The organism is Bradyrhizobium sp. 153 (genome assembly GCF_023073835.1).
Taxonomy (GTDB): domain Bacteria; phylum Pseudomonadota; class Alphaproteobacteria; order Rhizobiales; family Xanthobacteraceae; genus Bradyrhizobium.
In genome coordinates this window covers 109,848-129,085 of the sequence record NZ_JADPKH010000069.1, presented here as the reverse complement: position 1 = coordinate 129,085, position 19,238 = coordinate 109,848, and the positions used below count along the sequence as shown (strand labels likewise).

At 57.6% G+C, this 19,238-nt stretch carries 10 protein-coding genes and 2 pseudogenes; 2 read left to right on the top strand and 10 right to left on the bottom strand.

What is annotated here, in order from left to right:
- Positions 1–165: 165 nt before the first annotated feature.
- The 3 genes and pseudogenes from IVA91_RS15820 to IVA91_RS15810 all read right to left on the bottom strand — a co-directional run.
- A pseudogene (locus tag IVA91_RS15820) lies at positions 166–546 on the bottom strand (transposase); the annotation flags it as partial.
- Between the two features lie 45 nt (positions 547–591).
- A complete protein-coding gene (tnpB, locus tag IVA91_RS15815) occupies positions 592–939 on the bottom strand; it encodes an IS66 family insertion sequence element accessory protein TnpB (RefSeq protein WP_247414836.1) in 348 nt (115 codons plus the stop codon).
- Positions 936–1,307: a transposase gene (locus IVA91_RS15810; RefSeq protein ID WP_247414838.1), complete on the bottom strand. Its 372-nt coding sequence runs from the start codon at positions 1,305–1,307 to the stop codon at positions 936–938. Before IVA91_RS15810 ends, tnpB begins: the two co-directional genes overlap by 4 nt.
- A gap of 434 nt (positions 1,308–1,741) precedes the next feature.
- Here IVA91_RS15810 and IVA91_RS15805 point away from each other — a divergent pair.
- Positions 1,742–2,346, top strand: a pseudogene (locus IVA91_RS15805) (3-methyl-2-oxobutanoate hydroxymethyltransferase); the annotation flags it as partial.
- A 439-nt stretch (positions 2,347–2,785) separates the two neighbouring features.
- On the opposite strand, the gene nolL reads toward IVA91_RS15805, so the two are convergent.
- From nolL to IVA91_RS15785, 6 genes are all read right to left on the bottom strand, one after another.
- A complete protein-coding gene (gene nolL / locus IVA91_RS15800) occupies positions 2,786–3,907 on the bottom strand; it encodes a nodulation factor fucose acetyltransferase NolL (protein ID WP_247458956.1) in 1,122 nt (373 codons plus the stop codon).
- A 1,068-nt stretch (positions 3,908–4,975) separates the two neighbouring features.
- Positions 4,976–5,344 (bottom strand): aminotransferase class III-fold pyridoxal phosphate-dependent enzyme, encoded by a 369-nt coding sequence (locus tag IVA91_RS36655; RefSeq protein WP_253075419.1) that lies wholly within the window; start codon positions 5,342–5,344, stop codon positions 4,976–4,978.
- Positions 5,335–5,607 (bottom strand): aminotransferase class III-fold pyridoxal phosphate-dependent enzyme, encoded by a 273-nt coding sequence (locus IVA91_RS36650; RefSeq protein ID WP_253075120.1) that lies wholly within the window; start codon positions 5,605–5,607, stop codon positions 5,335–5,337. The genes IVA91_RS36655 and IVA91_RS36650 overlap by 10 nt, the downstream gene beginning before the upstream one ends.
- On the bottom strand, positions 5,607–5,798 hold the full coding sequence (locus IVA91_RS36645; protein WP_346015496.1) for a hypothetical protein: 192 nt from the start codon (positions 5,796–5,798) through the stop codon (positions 5,607–5,609). Before IVA91_RS36645 ends, IVA91_RS36650 begins: the two co-directional genes overlap by 1 nt.
- Before the next feature lie 1,571 nt (positions 5,799–7,369).
- On the bottom strand, positions 7,370–7,759 hold the full coding sequence (locus IVA91_RS15790) for a response regulator (RefSeq protein ID WP_247333144.1): 390 nt from the start codon (positions 7,757–7,759) through the stop codon (positions 7,370–7,372).
- Positions 7,760–7,849: 90 nt separating this feature from the next.
- Complete coding sequence (locus IVA91_RS15785) at positions 7,850–8,533, bottom strand: response regulator transcription factor (protein WP_247333143.1); 684 nt, start codon at positions 8,531–8,533, stop codon at positions 7,850–7,852.
- Positions 8,534–11,609: 3,076 nt separating this feature from the next.
- Between IVA91_RS15785 and IVA91_RS15780 the strand changes: the two genes are divergently transcribed.
- Complete coding sequence (locus IVA91_RS15780) at positions 11,610–17,180, top strand: ATP-binding sensor histidine kinase (RefSeq protein ID WP_247458955.1); 5,571 nt, start codon at positions 11,610–11,612, stop codon at positions 17,178–17,180.
- A 524-nt stretch (positions 17,181–17,704) separates the two neighbouring features.
- On the opposite strand, the gene IVA91_RS15775 is transcribed toward IVA91_RS15780, so the two are convergent.
- Positions 17,705–18,331 carry an FMN-binding negative transcriptional regulator gene (locus tag IVA91_RS15775; protein ID WP_247458954.1) on the bottom strand — a complete coding sequence of 209 codons (627 nt, stop codon included), beginning with the start codon at positions 18,329–18,331 and terminating at the stop codon, positions 17,705–17,707.
- Positions 18,332–19,238: the final 907 nt, after the last annotated feature.

The following is a 19,238-nucleotide window of genomic DNA, read 5'->3' as shown; positions in this document are numbered from 1 at the left end:
ATCAGGTGCTCAACAACGAATCACAACAGATTCTTCCGATTCAAGATTTCGCCTGCGGCGCGGCGTTCAAATCCGACGTCAAATGTGGGTAATTGAAAGCACGGCTAAGCGCTTACGCCACGTCCCAGAGCCAGTCCTCGTCTACGCCGAGGTCTGTTGCGACGCGAGGACGCGTTCTCGCACGATGTCGTCGGAAAAGGCCTGGCGAACGGGCCGCCTGCGCTCAAACGAACGCACCGTCTGCGTCTTGCCTGCTGCCTTCTCGGCGGCGAGTTCATCCTCGGTCGCGGCCGCCTCAAGCTCCTCAAGCTCCAGCTGATCGAGCAGCCGCGCCGATCGTTCCGAGCGCGTGCCATAGAGCGTCCGCCGCAGCTTCTCGATCTCGAGCTTGAGATGGGCAATCAGCGCTTCGGTGCTCGATTGCTTCGCCTGGGCATTGGCCGCTTCAGCAAGCCTGGCTTCCGCCGCAAGCCTGGCCGTGCGTTCGGCCAAAATCATTGCATGCGCGGCGGCAAGATCGGGCGGCAGATCGGCGCTGGAGTCCATGGCCAGATGGAATCACATTCGCTGCCAAACTCAAATAACAAAGTCTCACCCTACGCTGGTCGGACGCCAGGACTCTTGGGGATTGCGCCAGTCGATGCCAGACAACAGATAGCTCATCTGCGCCCGCGAGATCGACACCACGCCGTCCGCCAGCGACGGCCAGACAAAACGACCTCTCTCGAGTTTCTTCGTAAACAGGCATGCTCCCTGGCCGTCATGCCAGATCACTTTCAACAAATCACCCCCACGTCCACGGAAGCAGAACAAATGACCACTCAGCGGATCGCGGCGCAGCACCTCTTGCACCTGCAACGACAATGAGGCGAAGCCTTTGCGCATGTCGGTGTGGCCCGTCGCCAGCCACACCCGAACTCCCGTAGGGACCGGAATCATTGCGGATCCAGAGCCTCGATAATCCGGCGAAGCGCCTCAACGTCGACGCCCGCATCAACAATGACGCGCCGTCCGCCAGCCAGCTCGATCTCAATCCGACGCTTCGTCGAATGTGCGGTCGCGCTCTCCGATGAGGCCGCCACCGACGCCACGGGCCCGCCCTCGGCCATAACTGCCCTGACAAACCCAGCCTCGGATTTGGTTCGGTTCGCTGCGAAGGCTCTTCGCCAGGTCACCAGCAGAGAACGTGATAAGCCGTATCGCAGCGCTGTCGCCGCAACCAGGCGCGGCTCGGATAGGCTTTCCAAAACAATCCGCGCCTTCTTCCTCAGACCAGCGGCGCCGCCGGCCTGTATCAACCACTTCAAGTCGATTCAGCGTACTGATCGTATGGCTGTCCATACGTACAGTTCTCAACCATCAGGCCAGCCCGCCGCAAGGCGTCTCCCCTCGGAGGCTTACTCCTTGTCAGCAGCCAGAGGTGATGGACATGCCGCCTTAAAGGGCCGACAGCGGCTTTGACACGTAGATCGCAGCCTCATAAGCACATCCACTATCGCCGCTCGCGTGCGTCGTCTCCAGGCCGCCGTTTTTGACGCTCAGAATGTTCGGATGGTCAGTCCCAGGAACACCGCGCAGAGGACATGTTGAAAGACCTTATTTGCTGACCGCCCAATCATTGGAAACTTTGTGCTTCCGATTTCTCAGTGACGCGCCTTTTCGGGCTCCCTAATGACAGATACCTTTCGCTCTCCAATGGGAAGGCCATTTCCAGAGACATGCGGGGCCGGATCAGATCGACATGAGCCACACTTCGCAGCTGGCGGTTGAACGCGTCACGATTCCAGTTCTGCAGCGACGCAAGGAGGAAGGGCGCGCCATCGTGATGATCACGGCTTATGATGCGGGTAACGGCACGCATCGCCGATCCTGTCGTCGACGTCATTCTTGTCGGCGATAGCGTCGGCAACGTATGCCTTGGGTTTGATGACCACTTTACCGGTCAGCATGGCGATGATGAATCACCACCTGGACGTGGTCGCACAAACAGGGCCTGGCGCTAGCTGACATGCCGTTTCTCAGCTTTCATCTCAGTTCCGACGACACGATACGCAACGCTGGAGGCGTCCTGCAGCGTGGCGCAGACGCCGTCAAGCTTCGGGAGGGGGTAAGCGGGTCGAGATGATCCGAGCCTTGGTGAATTGCGAAATTCCCTTGATGGGTCATCTTAGTCTCACGCCACAAAGCGTCAACGCGATGGGTGGCTTCAAGGTACAGGGTCGGAACGCGGACGATGCCCTACGTCTGCTTGACGATGCGCACCAGCTACACCAGGCCGGATGCTTTGCTCTTGTCCTCGAAGGCATCCCGGCCGAGCTCGCTGCGCGAGCGACTGAATCTCTGAGCACAACAGGCTCGAGATGAGCACGCCTCGCCATCTCATCGAACAAGAACGGCTTGTTCGTTGCCGAGGGCCTTTTAATTCGGGCAGCTGCGGGCCGAGACGGAAATTCGAACGACTGGGACGTCTCGGGTTCAGTACTTGAGTACGGCGCTCGAACAAATCGCCAGATCTGGGTCGAAAACCGGCGGCTAGACGACTGGTGCAGCGAAGCTAATCTCACGACAGTCGATCTTGTTTGGACGGACGCAATGGGCTGAGTTCGCCGGTGGCATACAAACCCTGAGCAATACACGCTTCGATGGGGTTGCTCTTATGCCGATCACCGGCTCGACCGGCGGCACGCCGTCTCCGCCGGATCTGGCTTCGAACGCTATTCCGGCGGCGTCACAAGTCGATGCTATCGCCATACCCTGCCGTACTCAAACAATCAAATGCATACAGCTAGTTAATTGCAGGTTTGGCTTGCGGAAGACCTGAGCGTGGCGGCATTCCAAGGACGAGCTGCGACAGATATGGAACGCCGCGAACAATCGAGCGCACCGTTAGCGCGATCGCAATAATCGCCGCACCGAGCATACCCGCGATGATCAACCGGGTCGTGAGATCCCAAAGTTCTCCGAACTGTACGAAATCCATGAGACGGAACACGGTACCCTGGACCAGGTAGAGCAGCAACGTGGTCTGGCCCAACTCCACAGCGATAAAGCGGGCCATTCGATTTGAACGGCCAACGCTCCAGCATTGCAGCAGGAGTTCGATAGCGATTGCTGAGGCAGCTGCAGAGCCAACAAACATCAGAAGCACGTTTTTAGCCGACCGGAAATCGTGAATTACCCCAAGATTATTGTAGACATAGGTATCCTTGCCCCAAGCTAGAAAGCATACGCAGGTCACTATCGAGAGAAGTAAAATTAGGAGCGGCTTGTGATGTCGCGACGCACGCGTCCATCGTTCTCTCGATTGAGCAAGCAAGAAGCCGAAGCAGAAGAACGGGTAAGTGAATCTGATCAGGGGTGATATGGAGAATGTCAGAGGCGCGAGTGCGACCAGTATGGCTAAGCCAGATATGACCCACGATTGGTGGTTTAGCCTGGTAGAAATCTTGAGGAGAAGGTAGGAAACAAACGTGGCCCAGATGAACCAGTATGTGCCAGCGAAATCGTCTACAAATTCCAAAAGTCCGCTCGCTAGGCTGGGCGCGCGCCACAATGCCGCCAGCTTAGCTGTCTCCATGAACGTCCACCAAAACAGCATCGGCAGCAAGAGCTGCTTCGCACGGTCGCTGGCGGCTCGAGTGAACGACTTTTGCAGCAGTGATCGAGAAGAAAGATATCCGCTTATCGCCATAAAGAGCGGCATGTGAAACATATAGATCGATTTGTAGTACGGCGAATACCAAAACCCGTCGTCTCGGTAGATGACATACTGAATCAGGTGCCCAACGATCACCAAAACAATGAGCGCACCTTTCGCGAAATCTAAGCTTAGATCTCGATCGTTTGCCTCTGTCGTGCGCGAGCTCGGCGCGATCGTTCCAGTCACGCGTAGCAATGTATCAAACATCTAGATATCTGTTGTTGATGAGCCGGCGGCCCGTTGTCCGCTTCTTCTGCCTCATTTTTGATCCAAACGAAAGGTGATGGCGGGAGTTTTTGGAACGGGAATAGTCAGGCCTTGAAGATGGAGCTGGCCGAGCGTCTCTGAATGCCTCGCGGAACTTTGTGGCAGAGCAGATATCTAATTTGAGATATTTGTGTAGCAGTACGGGCACGGCATACTACTTGCAGACGCGGTTCTGGGAGGAAGACTGTCGCGCTCAGTCCTCCACTCAGCCCGACGCATCTCGGACCCGGCAGATGCGTCGGGCTTCTTCGGTTGGCCCAGCATAGTTAACATTTGGTCCGTCACCTTCGCTTGCCGCCGAGGCGCTCACGCCAAATAGGGGCTTCTGATAGCTGAACTCGGGCACTCGCCTGCACTTCTGCAAATGCTTCGTCCACAGCGCCGGTCGCCGGCCAACCAGTCGGTGTGATATCTCTCGTAATCGCGTTGCTCTCCTTTGGAATCAGCACCCCGAGCCTACCGGCTCAAGGTGACAACGCCGACCTCTTCAGAAATTCAACAGAACCCGGGACATCCCCACCGCTCATTCCTTGACGGCTTTCGTCGCAAAGCCGGCCGCCGGAGTGATTATTGCTGCACCTATGCTCTAAACGGCTCAGGCTGGATCGCTGCTGCACAATCTACGGTCCTAACAAAGTCCGCGCCCGTGCGGCTGGGCACGTGGCCACCAAGAAGCCATACCACGCCATTCGACTCCATTCCGCTGCGAGCTCACCTTCGGCAGACCTCAGAGTGGAAACTTTAGATAACCAGCTCGACCAAAGTCGCTCGCGACTGCGAGGTTCAAAGGTGCTGCTCGCACTCACGTGCTGTGGACCGAGGAGGGCAGCAGGCGTTCTCCACGCATCAGCCGACTCGGCGGATCACAGATAGCCTTGGCCTTCAGGCTTCACCTTCATGATCATGGCCTCAAAACTCCTGACCATTTCGGCGGCAAGCGAGAACACACGCCACGACTTGTGCGGCGATGCGGTCGCTAGCAACAGGTTCTCTCGTGCGCCTACAAGTTTAGCTTGCTCGGGCTGGTGCAGGCAAGAACTTTACAACCTGATCGGTCGGTCCGCATCGCTCGATAATCAATCCCTTCTCAAACGCTCCATGTGACGTCGCCTCTGCGATTTCGGTCGTTTTGCAATCGAATCCGCATACCATGCCCCGTCCACGAACAGCAAACCTGTTTCCGTGCTGGTGCGCGATAGCATCGAGTCGACGCCGCATAAATGCGCTCAAGCGTCGGACCTGTTGCGAGAACGTCTGGTTGCGCCAATACAGATTCAAAGCCGCTTTGCCAGAGACGAGTGCAAGGTTGTTTCCTCGAAACGTCCCCGTGTGCTCGCCTGGTTCCCATGCGTCAATCGCTTCTTTGATCAGGAGCATCGATAGTGGCAAACGTACCCACTCAGCGATTTCGACATTACAACAATGCCTGGCGACAACGCAGCGAACTCTAAACTGAAGAACTCGCCTGTACGGCCACAGCCCATTTGGATATCGTCAACTATGAAAATAGCTCCGACCTCTTTTGCCAAAGCCTGAATTGACTGCAACCATTCCTCGCCGGCGACGTTAATGCCTCCCTCTCCTTGCACGGTTTCGACGAGAATGGCGGCTGGAAGATCAGTGCCACTGCTCTCGTCCATTAATACCTTTCGCACGTAATCCGCCGCACTGTGAGCGGAGCCAAGATACCCATCATAGGGCATGAACGTTGTGCCGATAAAGGAATGCTGCTGCCTTTGCGGTAAAAGCGGTTACCGCTCGCGGCTTTGGCTCCCAAACTTTGGCCGTGATATCCATTCGTGAAAGAAATGACGTTGTGACGTCCTGTGATCTTACGCGAGAGCTTTAGAGCTGCTTCAATAGCGTTAGCTCCCGTAGGCCCGTAAATTGAAAGCGGTAGGAAAGATTCCGTTCACGAAGGATGACAGAGCTAAAGGTCTCCATGAATTCGACCTTTGCTGGAGTGGCCATGTCCAAGCCGTGGACGACCCCCGTCCGACTCCAGATACTCGCTGATTGCCGATTTGATCTCCTGATTGTTGTGGCCATAATTTAGCGCTCCAGCGCCGGACAGAAAGTCAATGACCTTTCGGCTACCCTCTGCGAACATAATCGAGCCGCGCGCCCTGCTGAAGACAGCAGGAAAAGAACGTGAGTACGAACGCACGTTGGACTCTAGCATTTCGACTGTCTTCATTCTGTGCGGCTCGTGTCCTCCAACCATGTGGTCGTCTCCTCGACAAGAAAATCTGCCCGACGAACAAGCGCGCGGCCAACATCGTACAGGATTGGCAGACCACGAGCGCACGGTTCCGGCGCCTCTCGGCGTCCTTTGGGCTATGCGTAGGGCGTCTGAAAATCAGCTCCAACGGCTTACCCGAGAACCAGGCGGAACAAAGCTACTATGTTTAGTAGTTTCGTCTCCATCCAGCGAGGGCCCCGGCTAAGTCGTCCTTCGCGGGCAGATTTGCTTAGCCGCGCGCGATTGAAGAATTTGCGCGTACTGCGCGGTTAGCTTGGAAACGGGGAAGTATGTGGGCCGAAAAATTTCATCGCGACCAGAGGGGCCGATGCGCTCCCGGCGACGGCGGAGCCCGCCAGCCGGAAGCGTGTGTTGGAGGCTCACGCTCACGGTCCCGGCGAGTAGAAGGGACACGGCCGCCGCAGATCTGGCCCGGCGCGCGGCTTATCGCGCGTCCAGAGCCCCGCTTTGGGCCTTGCGTTTGGCCGGGACCGGCGCGGAGAGGCGTGGATGCGTTCGGCAGCAAAGGCGTGGGCTTGAAATCGCTTCGACCAGTGGCATTTGTGTTGCCCCGCAGCGGATGCGTAGGTTTCCGGTGCTTCGGCCCGCCGAAGGGTTGCTGGGAGCGAATGCAAGTTGGCGAGTTTGGCGTACACCACTCGATCCTGCGAAAGCCAACATCGCCAAAATGCGATCTTTGTGGCTTTTGTGAATTCCGCACCGATCGTTTCGACCGACTGCGTGATTTTGGCCGCGATCGCCGCGCCTTTCCTCCCACAAACTCCGGTGCCCGACCTATCTGGAGCGGTCGCACAAGTTTTAGGTGAGTTCTTTGTTCTAACGAGGTACTGCCGGCAAGTCGGTGCCGTGGCACTTTCGCGCTAAGCTCAGTCGTAGCACTGAACGTAGGGCGCTCCTTCGTTAAAGCGAGGAGGGCCTCTCCTCGTCTGATTGCGCGATCATACCAGAGGCGTCTTGTCAGGAGCCCGACGTTGCAAGTGTTTCAACCAGATGCCGAAAGTGCAACAACAACGACAGGAATGCGGCAAGATCGAAAGGCGAGGATCGCCACTGGCACGCGGTAGCACGGGCAATCGCGCATTGATCGACGTCGTAAGCGCCGCGCGGGTGCGGCTTGGTCCAGACTGCTTCCCCATCTTTCACGCGTTCGTTCCACCACGATGCTCGCTAAGCGCTTCATCGACGCAGGCGATCAACTCCAGACTGGCAAAGGGTTTGGCAAAAAAGCCGGTTACGCCGGCGCTCAACGCGCGGGCTCGCGTGCGATCATCTGCGAAGGCAGTCATCAGGATGAATGGCGCAGCGTGGCCCTGGGCCCGCATCTGTTCCAAAAGTTCAAAGCCGCTCATCATGGGCATCTGCACGTCTGCAATGACACAGGACGTATCGTTCAATTGAGATGACCGCAAGAATTCCTCAGCCGATGCAAACGTACGAACGTTGTGACCCTGCGATTTCAAAAGGTTGTTCAGTGCGGCACGAATCGAAGGATCGTCGTCGACAACGGAAACAGTTGAATACCTAGACAAGACGACCCGTTCTTAGTTGGCGAAGGCGCTGGCGGAAGCATGACGGCCAGCAGAAGGATGCGCTTGCACGACGAAATTGTAAAATCATACCTAGGTTTGTACCCTGAAACGGTCGGTCCCAATTCCCAGCCTCTCAGTCATCCTGATCAAATCGGCCAGCGATCGAGCTCCCATCTTCTTCATCACGTGACCGCGATAGATTTTGACTGTAATCTCGGCGAGCCCGAGTTCCGCAGCTACCTGTTTGTTCAACAGGCCGGCGGCGACTAGTTTCAATACATCCTGCTCTCGTGGACTTAGGGCCTCAAACAAGGACTGCAGCCTCCTGACCACCTTGTCTACACCTCGTCTCTTCCGATCCTGTTCGATAGCTGCGACTACGCCATCGAGTAGTTCCTGATCGCGAAACGGCTTGCTGAGAAAATCGATTGCTCCACTCTTCATGGCTTTGACAGTCATCGGAATATCGCCATGAGCGGTGATGAAAATAATAGGAATGTGAATCTTCAGTTTGGCTAACTCACTCTGGAGCTCAAGGCCGCTCAATCCCGGCAGCCTGATGTCAAGCACAAGGCAGCTAGGAACATCAGGGAGCTCGCTCTGGAGCATTTCCCGGGCCGATCCGTAAGCAACGACATCCAGACCGATCGAACGAAATAGGTTGACCAGCGATTCGCGCATTGAGAGGTCATCGTCGACGAGGAAGACGCTCGGCCTCACCTCCGGCCCTACGACATTTGCGGCTTCCTTCCGCGGTTCAGAGCGCTTGGTCACGATCAGAGCCTCACTTGTACGATTTACAGTAGAATCGTCGCCTCACTACGACCTTTGATTGACCTTTCGAGGACTTTCGCGCAGTGCAAAGTTTGAGATTTTCCAGGTATGTGACGGGTCAGCCATTCGCGCCAGCGTGATGCATTACAGGAAAGTCTAGCAAAAACCGCCCGACTGGTCGAGAACTGCCTTTCGCGTCTGTCCGCCGTCGCGCCGGATCGGCCCCGCGGCATCGATCAAACGATCAGCAGCGATCGAGAAGCACCGACTCCAGAACTTGAGGCGCTCGCTTTAGCATGGCGGCGCGTGTCGCCTGGCCCTCGCGAATGAGGCTGCAGCGGACGACCCATTATGCGGCTGAAGGATCAGAATGCCCGGCGCCTTGGTAGTTGAACGCGGGGGCGCGAGCTGAGCGAATTGGCGCTATCGTGCCTGTGCATGCGCCGATCCCGCCGGCGTTGAGATCGGCAAGCGGCGTAGACTATCGCACCCATACTAAGGAAAATAGACACCAGAACGAGTAGCAGCGGCATCAGCACATGAACTTTTCTTTTTCTCAGAGCGCCTGTGAGTTGCTCTTTGCGAGGTTGAGGAAAGCACCTTGCACCGACTTCGTACAACCTGACGCTAGGTGAGATTCAAGTCCTTTCCGTCATGTTTGTCGTAAAGATGCTCGAACTCGAGCTGCTGCAGGGGCGCTCACGTGCGTTCGTGCCGTTGCTTCCTTCACGAGGCTCGCACCCCAAGATGAGGCGGCGTAATCTGAATGGAGAGGCGGGACACACTCCATTCGATGTCCAGCTGCGGACCAGTTCGCCAAAAGGCAGTAGTATTTGCTCTCCTGCATCAGCCAAACAACCGCTGATCCAGCGAAAGAATCATTCTCCTACCAGAATTGGCGGACATCACAGGTCCGTGCCAGGCACCTTGAAGATCCGCTCTTTGACCTACATAGGAACGACAAAACGCGCCCCGAGCGTCAACCTGAAGCTGTTGTCAGATCTGCCAGTAGCTCATCGATTTGCTTAGGGCCTACGGCTCAGGCAGGGTCATTACGGGCGGCCCGATGCACTCCGTTGAGCAGAAAGCGCGTCGGGCTCGCCCCACATCGCCAGGACATCCGTGGTGACGCTGCCTCCAATGAAGCAACCAGCGCGGCAAAACTGAGGCTCGCTGGGCAAGGCAGCGTAGGTAGTGACTGCCTGCTACTTCGCACCGGCCAGGAAGGGCTTGAATCGTTCGTAGCGTCAGGTTGTACGATGCCGGTGTACATCTATTGGCAAAGAAGGCGTTCCGCTGTTCTTCATTTTAATTGCAGTTCTCTTCACCGCTTTTGGGGTAGCTTACGCCTTTCTTGAACAGCGGTTCAAGCAGCGAACCGCAGCGAGCGGCATTCCGATCAGCGAGAGCCTATACGGCGCCCGGTGAGCATCAGGGGTGCCTTTGTCGCGGATCAGTTGCTCCATCAATGGGAGCAACAATGAAGAGAATAGTTATGAGCGCGGTTTCGCTCACAGTGGCTCGCAGATCTGCCCTTGATGCTGTGGTTCAGAGTCGATCACTGCATGGCGCCTCCAACATGGAGCCAGGAGTGAACGTCGATCTCGAAAACGGCACCCCGCTTGTCGGCCGGATTTCTAGCCTGAGCGCCCTTGCGGCGTTTATGTTCAGCGATTCGACAAGCATATTGCTTCTCCTCGGGCCTTAGAAGCAAGCCTTCATGGGCGATTGTGGAGCAAACTTCTTTGGCGACAGTGCTGTTAAGCGTGGGTGAATTCTCGGGACCAGCTTCTGTGAGAAAGGGTCGTTCGACATGCCAGATATCAGCAAGGCGATCGCCGAGCTCACTGATCGTCTGATCGCATTCAGAGCGGTTCGCACAATAGTCAACCAGGGAAGCGACATTCCGCCGGTCAGCGTAAGTGCCCTGCCGTCCGGTATTCCTCGGCCGGCATCGACCTCAGATCTAGGGACTGCCCGGAGATCGACAGCTTCGTGCCGGCCTCGAGGGGAATAGGCTGAGCTGATACCGCGCCAGTGCGGTTTCAGCTCGAAAAAGCAATATCGGCCGCTTATGTCCGCGGGGTAGCCATCGAAGCGGCGGAAAGGTCCAGCTGTGCGACTTGCTGCAATGGACCGAGCGCTCCCAGCCCTAGTACATCCGATTTCGAGGGGCTCATGCAACCAAGAAGCTGCTTCAGTTCTTTGGCACAAGTCGCTCGATCAGGCGTTGTCGTTTATTGGTCAATGTCCAAACGCGCCGCCGCATCATTGGATGCGTCTCGTTGGAGCGAAGTCTCTGCTGCGATCGTAAATCAGGCTCGTGACTAGCGTCTGAGAGGCGTTGTCGAAGGGGCAGCCTTCCTCAAGTGCAATGTTGTGCACGGCGAGCTCCTTCAATATCGTGTCGGATACACAGGCTCTGTGCTTCCTTAGCTCGGTACGGCGACCTCAGTGTCGCCGCGCTGCTTGTTTCATGGAGACAGCAGGATCGACATTTCACAGATAACGCCGGGACGGACCGGGCGCACGCTAAGGTCCTGATAGCGCGCGCCGGGTTGTGGCGCTCGGGGCTTCAGTTCTCGCCAGGAGATCTCGCAATTGGCTCATGGGATGCCGTTGCGCATCGCGGCCCGGACGCTCAAGCCGATGCAGCGCTCAGAAGCCGGCGTCCAATGGCCTCGCGCGTTGTGCCGATCATGGGCAAACCGATCAGGTTTCACATGTCATTGTCTGCTTGAGCGGTAACAGCGATCTGGGCGCTGCTGCACGTCGCGCAGTGGGCCGTGGTCGGGTAACGGGCCACGAGCCGCTCTATCGAACACAATCCTTCGCCCACATACTGCGCTAGTCGGCAGCGCCCGCCGCCGATGCTGTGCAGGCCCGGCCGGCGCGCACGACTGGGCTGGATCGACACGATCGGGCCACGCATTGGGTGTGTAAGTCGCATCTCGGCGTGCCGCGGTCCACTCTTTGGCGGCCTTAATCGGTACTCGCGCCGTTTTGCGAAGTCCCTTCACAAGCTCGCCCCATATGTGTCAGGTTTCGGCTCAGTCCTTATTGACCGGGCGGGCAAATGCCGCGGGACCCCCTCAGCCGAACTCTGTTCGGCTCAAATGTCGACAGTGACATCCAGCCCCTGTGGGAGGACGGTGATCGCGCGTTCTGCCGTGCGTGGCGCCGGCAAATCCACGGCAGCAGGGCTGTCGTGCTTGTCGTGCGGCCCATCACGGAAGACCCACCGACGCTCGACCGCCTCGCCCATGAGTATGAGCTGAGGGAGGAGCTAGACGAGGCATGGGCGGTGCGGCCGTTGGAACTGATCCGGGAAGCTGGTCGGACTATGTTGGTCCTGGAGGATCCATGCGGCGAGCCACTGCTAAATTTACTCGGGGTCCGTATGGAACCCAAGCGCTTCCTGCGCCTCGCTGTTGGTATCGCCAGGGCCGTGGGCAAGCTTCACCGGCACAGCTTAGTCCACAAGGACCTGAAACCCGCTCACATTCTGGTCAATTGTCCTGACGAACAGGTACGACTCACTGGTTTTGGTCTGGCTTCCCGTCTTTCCCGCGAGCGCGTGCCGCCTGAGCCTGCCGAGTTCATCGCCGGCTCGCTGCCCTACATGGCGCCCGAACAGACCGGACGAATGAATCGCTCGGTCGATTGTCGCAGTGATCTCTATTCACTTGGCGTGACATTCTACCAGATGCTGATCGGCGCGCTGCCGTTCACGGGCTCAGATCCCTTGGAGTGGATCCATTGTCATATTGCAAGAACAGCAATACCGCCCGTCGAGAAATCACAAAACCTCCCCCAGCCGATATCTCAGATTGTGATGAAACTCCTCGCGAAAACCGCCGAGGAACGCTACCAGACTGCCGCTGGCCTTGAGCACGATCTGCAACACTGTCTCGCAGCATGGGCCACCCACGGTCGCATCGACCCGTTTGAGCTCGGCACAGACGACACACCTGATCGGTTGCTCATCCCCGAGAAGCTCTATGGCAGAGCCCTTCAGATCGAGGCTTTGCTTGCCTCTTTCGATCGCGCGGTGAAGAGCGGCACGCCGAGGTTGGTGCTCGTCGCCGGTTACTCCGGCGTCGGTAAGTCTTCGCTCGTCCACGAGCTACACAAAGCACTGGTGCCCTCGCGCGGGCAGTTGGTGTCAGGCAAATTCGACCAACTGAAGCGCGACGTTCCCTATGTGACGCTAGTGCAGACGTTTCAGAGTCTTGTCCGTCCTCTTCTCAGCAAAAGTGAGGGCGAACTCGCCACCTGGCGGCAAGCGCTCCGGGAGGCGCTCGGCGCGAATGGACGACTGATGGCCGAATTGATTCCCGATCTGAGCCTGATCATTGGCGAGCAGCCCGCGGTTGCTGAGCTTCCAGCCCGGCAAGCGCAAATTCGTTTCCAGCTGGTGCTTCGTCGCTTTATTGGCGTGTTCGCCCGGCGAACCCATCCTTTGGTGCTCTTCCTCGACGATTTGCAGTGGCATGATGCCGCAACGCTCGACTTGATCGAGGATCTCCTGACCCAGTCGGATCTGCACCTGCTGCTCATTGGAGCTTACCGCGGCAACGAACTTGATGCAGGCCATCCACTCAAACGCAAGCTCGACTCCATCAGGGGAGCCGACGTAAATTTCGAGGAGATCACGCTCTCGCCGCTCACTGCAGACGATGTCGCGCAGTTAGTCGCGGATACCCTTCGCTGCGGACCAAAACGCGCTGCCCCGCTTGCAAAGTTGGTGCATCAGAAGACGATGGGTAATCCGTTCTTCGCCATTCAATTCCTTTCTGAACTGGCCGAAGAGCAGCTGTTGACGTTCGATCACGAGTCGGCGCGCTGGCGATGGGATCTCGAGCGTATTCACGCAAAAGCGTACACCGAGAACGTCGTGGATCTGATGCTCGGCAAGCTCATCCGCCTGCCCGAGGAAACGCAGGACGCGCTGCAACAGCTGGCCTGTTTCGGCAACATCGCCGGGACGGCGGAGCTTGCGATCGTGCTCGAAATTTCGCAGGAGCAGGTGCACGCGACCCTGTGGCCGGCGATCCGGCAGGAACTGATCGCGCGCCACGGAACAGCCTACCGCTTCCTCCACGATCGCGTTCAAGAGGCGGCCTACTTGCTGGTGCCAGAATCCTCGCGCGCTTCTGCCCATCTGCGGATCGGTAGGATGCTGGCGGCGCACGTCCCTGCGCACAAACGCGAAGAGGCTATCTTCGACATCGTCAGCCAACTCAATCGAGGTGTCGCGCTAATTGCCTCCGGTCAGGAGCGTGAGCAGCTCGCAGAGCTGAATTTAGTCGCAGGGCAGCGTGCCAGGGCGTCGGCGGCCTACGCCTCGGCACTCACATATTTCACCGTCGGTGCTGCGCTGCTCGCGGAGCACTCTTGGCAAAGGCGCCACGAACTCGCGTTCGCACTGGAGACAAGCCGGGCCGAATGCGAATTCTTGGTAGGCCAGCTGGACATTGCAGAGAGCCTCCTGTCCGTACTGTCGAAGCGCGCCTTGAACGCGCCCCAGCGAGCAACGGTCGCATGTTTGCGGGTCGATCTTTACTTGACGCTCGGTCAGCACGGGCGGGCAGTGCTCACAGGGCTCGAATATCTTCACGACGCCGGGATCGAGTGGTCGCAGCATCCGACGGACCAGGAAACATTAGCCGAATATCAGCGGATGTGGTCACAACTGCCCGACGCAATCGAGGATCTTGCTAGTTTGCCTGCAATGACAGATCAGACCACGCTTGCCACGCTTGCCGTCTTGACCCGGATTCTTCCGCCCGCAGGTTTCACGGACGCCAATTTATCCGCTTTGGTCATCTGCAGAGCTGTCACCATCAGCCTCGAATACGGCAACACTGATGCTTCTTGCGCCCATTACGCATGGCTAGGCCGAATCTTGGCCGGGCGCTTCGGTGACTACCAAGCAGCTGACAAATTTGGTCGTCTTGCTTGCGACCTGGTTGATCGCGGTGAGTTCTCCCGTTTTCGGGCTCCCGTCTATTTGGCCTTCGGGTGCAACGTCATCCCGTGGACGAAGCCCCTAAGAGGTGGCCGGGTTTTGATTCGGCGAGCGCTCGCAGCTGCGGTCAGCAGCGGCGATGTCATCTATGAGGCGTACAGCTTGCTTCATCTAACCTCAAATATGATCATGGCCGGAGATCCCCTGAAAGAGGTACAGAACGAGATAGAGAAAAGCCTCGCTACGATACGGAATAGAAAGGTTCAGTTTGCTGCTGATACCGTAGCCGCTCAGCTCGCAATCATTAGAAGCATGCGCGGCCTCACACGCTCATTCGGTTGCTTCGATGACCAACAATTTGACGAGCTCGACGTCGAGCGATCGTTGGCACGGAGTCCGGAGCTGTCACCTAGCGAAACCGTCTACTGGATCCGTAAACTTCAGGCGCGATTTATAGCCGGCGATTATGCTGCGGCTGTTGATGCTCGCGCCAAGGCGAAGCCCAAATTATGGACCATGCCGACAGAGCCGTTGATCGCGGAGTTTCACTTCTATGGTGCGCTGTCTCACTCATGTTATTGCGACAAGCCAGGCGAAAGCGAACAACAGCAACATCGGGATATCATTGATGCCCATTACAGACAGCTGCAGATATGGGCGGCGAATTGCCCCGAAAATTTTGAGAATCGGGCTGCCTTGGTCGGCGCTGAAATTGCAAGGCGGGAATACCGCGATACAGACGCAATGCGACTGTATGAACACTCAATCCAGACCGCAGCACGTGACGGTTTCGCCCACCACGAGGCAATCGCTTGCGAACTTGCAGCGCGCTTTTATGCTGCGCGCGGTTTTGACAGAATCTCCCGGGTTTACCTGCAGGACGCGCGGCGCGGCTACCTTCGTTGGGGAGCAGATGGCAAAGTGCGTCAGCTCGACGAGTTGAATCCCCATCTCAACCATGAGGAGACCACTTCTGCCGCGAATGGAATGAGGATCGGAGCTCCGGTTGAGCATCTTGATCTCGCGACGGTGACAAAAGTGTCGCAGGCGATTTCCGGCGAGATGGTTCTTCAAAAACTAATCGACACGCTTATGCGGACTGCCATTGAGCAGGCCGGCGCCGAACGAGGTTTGTTAATTCTGCTGCATGGAGGCGAGCCGCGGATCGAGGCGGAAGCCGCAACGGTAGCGGATGCGCTGCTTGTAAAGGTGAATGAACAACCCGTAACTCCGATGGCACTTCCCGAGTCCGTGCTGCATTTCGTCCTACGTGTCCGCGAAAACGTCATTCTCGAAGATGCTGCCGCCGAGCCTTCATTTGCGGAAGATCCGTATATCCGTGAGCGCAAAGCGCGTTCTATTCTTTGCCTGCCACTGATCACGCAGGGCAAGCTGATCGGCGTACTTTATCTGGAGAATAATCTCGCCGCGCGCATATTCTCGGCTGCCCGCAACTCGGTGCTGAAAATGCTTGCCTCGCAAGCTGCAACAGCGCTGGAAAACAGCCGGTTGTACAGCGAAGTTCAGCAACGGGAGTCGAAAATCCGGCGCTTACTCGACGCTAACATCATCGGAATATTTATCATCCGCGAAGGAGGCGAGATCATCGAGGCAAATCAAACCTTCCTCACGATGGTTGGATACGACCGAGAGGATCTCGTCGCGGGGCGAGTGAACGGTCTCGATCTGACACCGCCAGAATGGCACGAGCGCACACTGGATGCTGGAACAGAAGCAAAACGGACCGGAGCTGTTCAGCAGTTCGAGAAAGAGTATGTCCGCAAGGATGGCAGCCGCGTGCCGGTGCTAATTGGCCTCGCCGTCTTCGATGCGCGCGACGACCAAGGTGTTGGCTTCGTCCTCGACCTGACAGAGCGAAAGAGAGCGGAAGCGGAAGCCCGTGAAAGCGAACGACGGTATCGCGAGACTCTGATGGGGCTGGCACACGCCAATCGGATCACGACAATGGGACAGCTGGCCGCCTCAATCGCCCATGAGGTCAACCAGCCGATTGCCGCGATCAGCAGTAATGCGGGGGCGGGGCTAAATTGGCTCGGTGCTCAGCCGCCAAATCTGGAAGAAGTTCGACAGACCTTCGGTTTGATTGTCCGTGACAGTATGCGTGCAGGGAACGTGATCCGTCGGATCCGCGCTCTTATGAATAAGGCTCCTATGCAAACGGAGCTTCTCGCAATTGACGAATTGATCTTAGAGGTGCTGGCGCTAGTTCGCGCGGAACTTGCGAAAAATGATGTATGGGTGCAAACGCGACGGGCTGAGGCGTTGCCGCTCGTCCGCGCGGATCGCGTCCAGCTCCGGCAGGTGATTCTCAATTTGATCACGAACGCCATCGAGGCCATGAGCGAGATCAACGAAGGTGACCGCGAGTTACTGATCAGTGCGCGGAGAGATGACTCGAATAACGTAGTGGTCACTTTTCGGGATACGGGTCCAGGACTCGATCCGAACAGCGCTGACCGCCTGTTCGAGGCGTTTTACACCACCAAGTCCGAAGGGATGGGCATGGGGCTCGCTATTTGCCATTCTATTATTGAGGCGCACGGAGGCCGGATGTGGGCGGGCGCCAATGATCCTCGCGGGGCCGTCTTTCAGTTCAGCATGCCGGTTGCGCCGGAGGGCGTGGATCAGTCGGAACAGGTCTCTTCAACGTCTTAGGCTCGAGTTCGATATCGAGCAGGGCGCTCCGGGAGCCCCGATCATCGTGACAGAAGCGAGCGGCGAGACCTCGAGGATTTGAGACATTCGCGTTTCTGCCCATCGGGGAGTGTTGGAACGAGCGCAGATTGTCGCGAATTGTCAGAAGATCTACAGTCTGACCGTAACATCAGATTCAAGACGCTTTGAGGGCTTCCTGCAAGTCTCTTGAGACTTGCAGGGCGTCAATCCGATCTCAATGCAGAGCATTCCTGTCATGCGCCGCCGAAGCAGGCCCCGGATTACAACCGGTGTACCGCTCTTCTTCTCCGGAGTTGGCTTGGGCCCTCGCGCCGCTGCTGCCGCTCGCAATAGCTGACGCGCAAGCGATGGCGTCGTGTATGGTTTTCTGTGCTCTGTAAAAGCGCCTGAGGCGAGCAGGAACCGACCGCCGCCGGCGCATCGCTGCGCAGAAGGAGAGCAGTCGAGGATATGGAGAAAATCCAGGTGATACCGCGTCGTTCACAATACGTCGTTCGAGTTCGTCATCCTTTCGCAATGAGGTGAGCCACACGACGGTCGTCGTCACGGTCGCTCTTCGATAACCCTTCGATGACGCCGGCGCGATCCGCCGCGTTGCGGTTCTGGCTCATCTTCCGCGTGCCATCGAGCCGTGTAATTTGCAATCGCAGACCGACAATCCCCTTAAGCTCCGTTTTGATGAAATCGGCAGGGGCGTCAGAAACCGCCCAGCGGTCTTTGCCCGAGCGCTCATGCACATCGGTCAGCCGCGTGACCACCGTTCGCAGCCGATCGGCATCATCGAAGAATTCGACCGGCCCGTAGGCATGCACAGCGACATAGTTCCACGTCGGTACGGCCTCGCCTCTCTCGTGCTTGGTCACGTACCAGGAGGGGCTGACATAGGCCTCCGCTCCAGCGAAAATGGCCATCGCCTCGCCAGTCGGTGTCAGCTTCCACTGCGGATTCCCACGCGCCACGTGGGCGTAAATCGTGCCCATGGAGCCTTCGCGCTCGTCGAGTACTACGGGCAGCATCGTTCCAACAAGCCCTTCGTGAGTAGCGGTGATCAGTGTCGCCGAGCGTGCCTGGCGCATCGTCCGATGAACGTCGGTGATATCGACAACTTGGAAGGAGGGCGGCGTGTACATCGACGAAGCTCCCCGGCAGCCCGAGGGAAAGCCGGGCGACTCATGATTCGGACTGGGGTACACCTCATGCTGGATCATAAAAACGATCAGTTTTGGTGGGTGGTTTCAGTCCTCCGCGCGCGCTAGGCCCTGGGGGCAGTAAACCTATGATGCGTCAAAGGTGCAGGTGCACATCGGAGGGTGAGTTTGCACGCTGGTCAGCCGTTGCCTTCTATGCGCCCGCTTGCAGACGAATTCGGCTCTTCGTGCCGATGACTGCAGCACATGAGCAGCTTCACCTTAGGGCTGTGAGTGGGGACGACCAGAATTGCGGCTGAGCCCTGCCGCATCAGCTCGAAGCGCCGCGAGTCGCAGGTTGGCGCTGACTGGCTGTGCTAGATCCGCCCCTGGCACTGGACAGACAATCAAAAACAAGGAAATCGTAGCCATTCCGGCGGCGTGATGATTGCCGGTTATGAATCGATAGGAGGCGTCCGTCCGTGTGATGTGTCTGGCACGCGACATACGGGGCCAATCTGGCCCATCTATATCGCAGAAGAAGGGGCCTGACATCCGACGTGCAATCCAGGAAGACGAGGATCCCAGCCGCGCCGCCTATCTTCCCGCCGGTCCAGCAAAACGTCGGGAGCGACGGCCCATCCTCCCAGGCCAGACGTGTTGCGCGCTACAGTATTCCGCTGACGGGGCCTCGAAGCATCGACCGCTGCTTTCATCGGCCGTGATTGGCTCTATGGCTACCCAGATCCATCACAGCTGGCGCGGAGCCTGCGGCTGCACACTTCGGCTGTTGCGTAGCATGGTTCCGATCTTCCGATCCTGCCTTATTGAGGACGATCTGATGGCGTTAACGCCGCATGCTGATGGCCTATTCCAGTTCAGCATTTCAGTTCGAGAGTTCAAGTCCTCG

What these genes read in the sequence shown, in the direction of transcription:
- IVA91_RS36655 (WP_253075419.1), bottom strand. Translation starts at nt 5,344, where the DNA reads ATGCTCCTGATCAAAGAAGCGATTGACGCATGGGAACCAGGCGAGCAC.
- IVA91_RS15780 (WP_247458955.1), top strand. Translation starts at nt 11,610, where the DNA reads ATGCCGCGGGACCCCCTCAGCCGAACTCTGTTCGGCTCAAATGTCGAC.
- nolL (WP_247458956.1), bottom strand. Translation starts at nt 3,907, where the DNA reads ATGTTTGATACATTGCTACGCGTGACTGGAACGATCGCGCCGAGCTCG.
- IVA91_RS36650 (WP_253075120.1), bottom strand. Translation starts at nt 5,607, where the DNA reads ATGGACGAGAGCAGTGGCACTGATCTTCCAGCCGCCATTCTCGTCGAA.
- tnpB (WP_247414836.1), bottom strand. Translation starts at nt 939, where the DNA reads ATGATTCCGGTCCCTACGGGAGTTCGGGTGTGGCTGGCGACGGGCCAC.
- IVA91_RS15775 (WP_247458954.1), bottom strand. Translation starts at nt 18,331, where the DNA reads ATGTACACGCCGCCCTCCTTCCAAGTTGTCGATATCACCGACGTTCAT.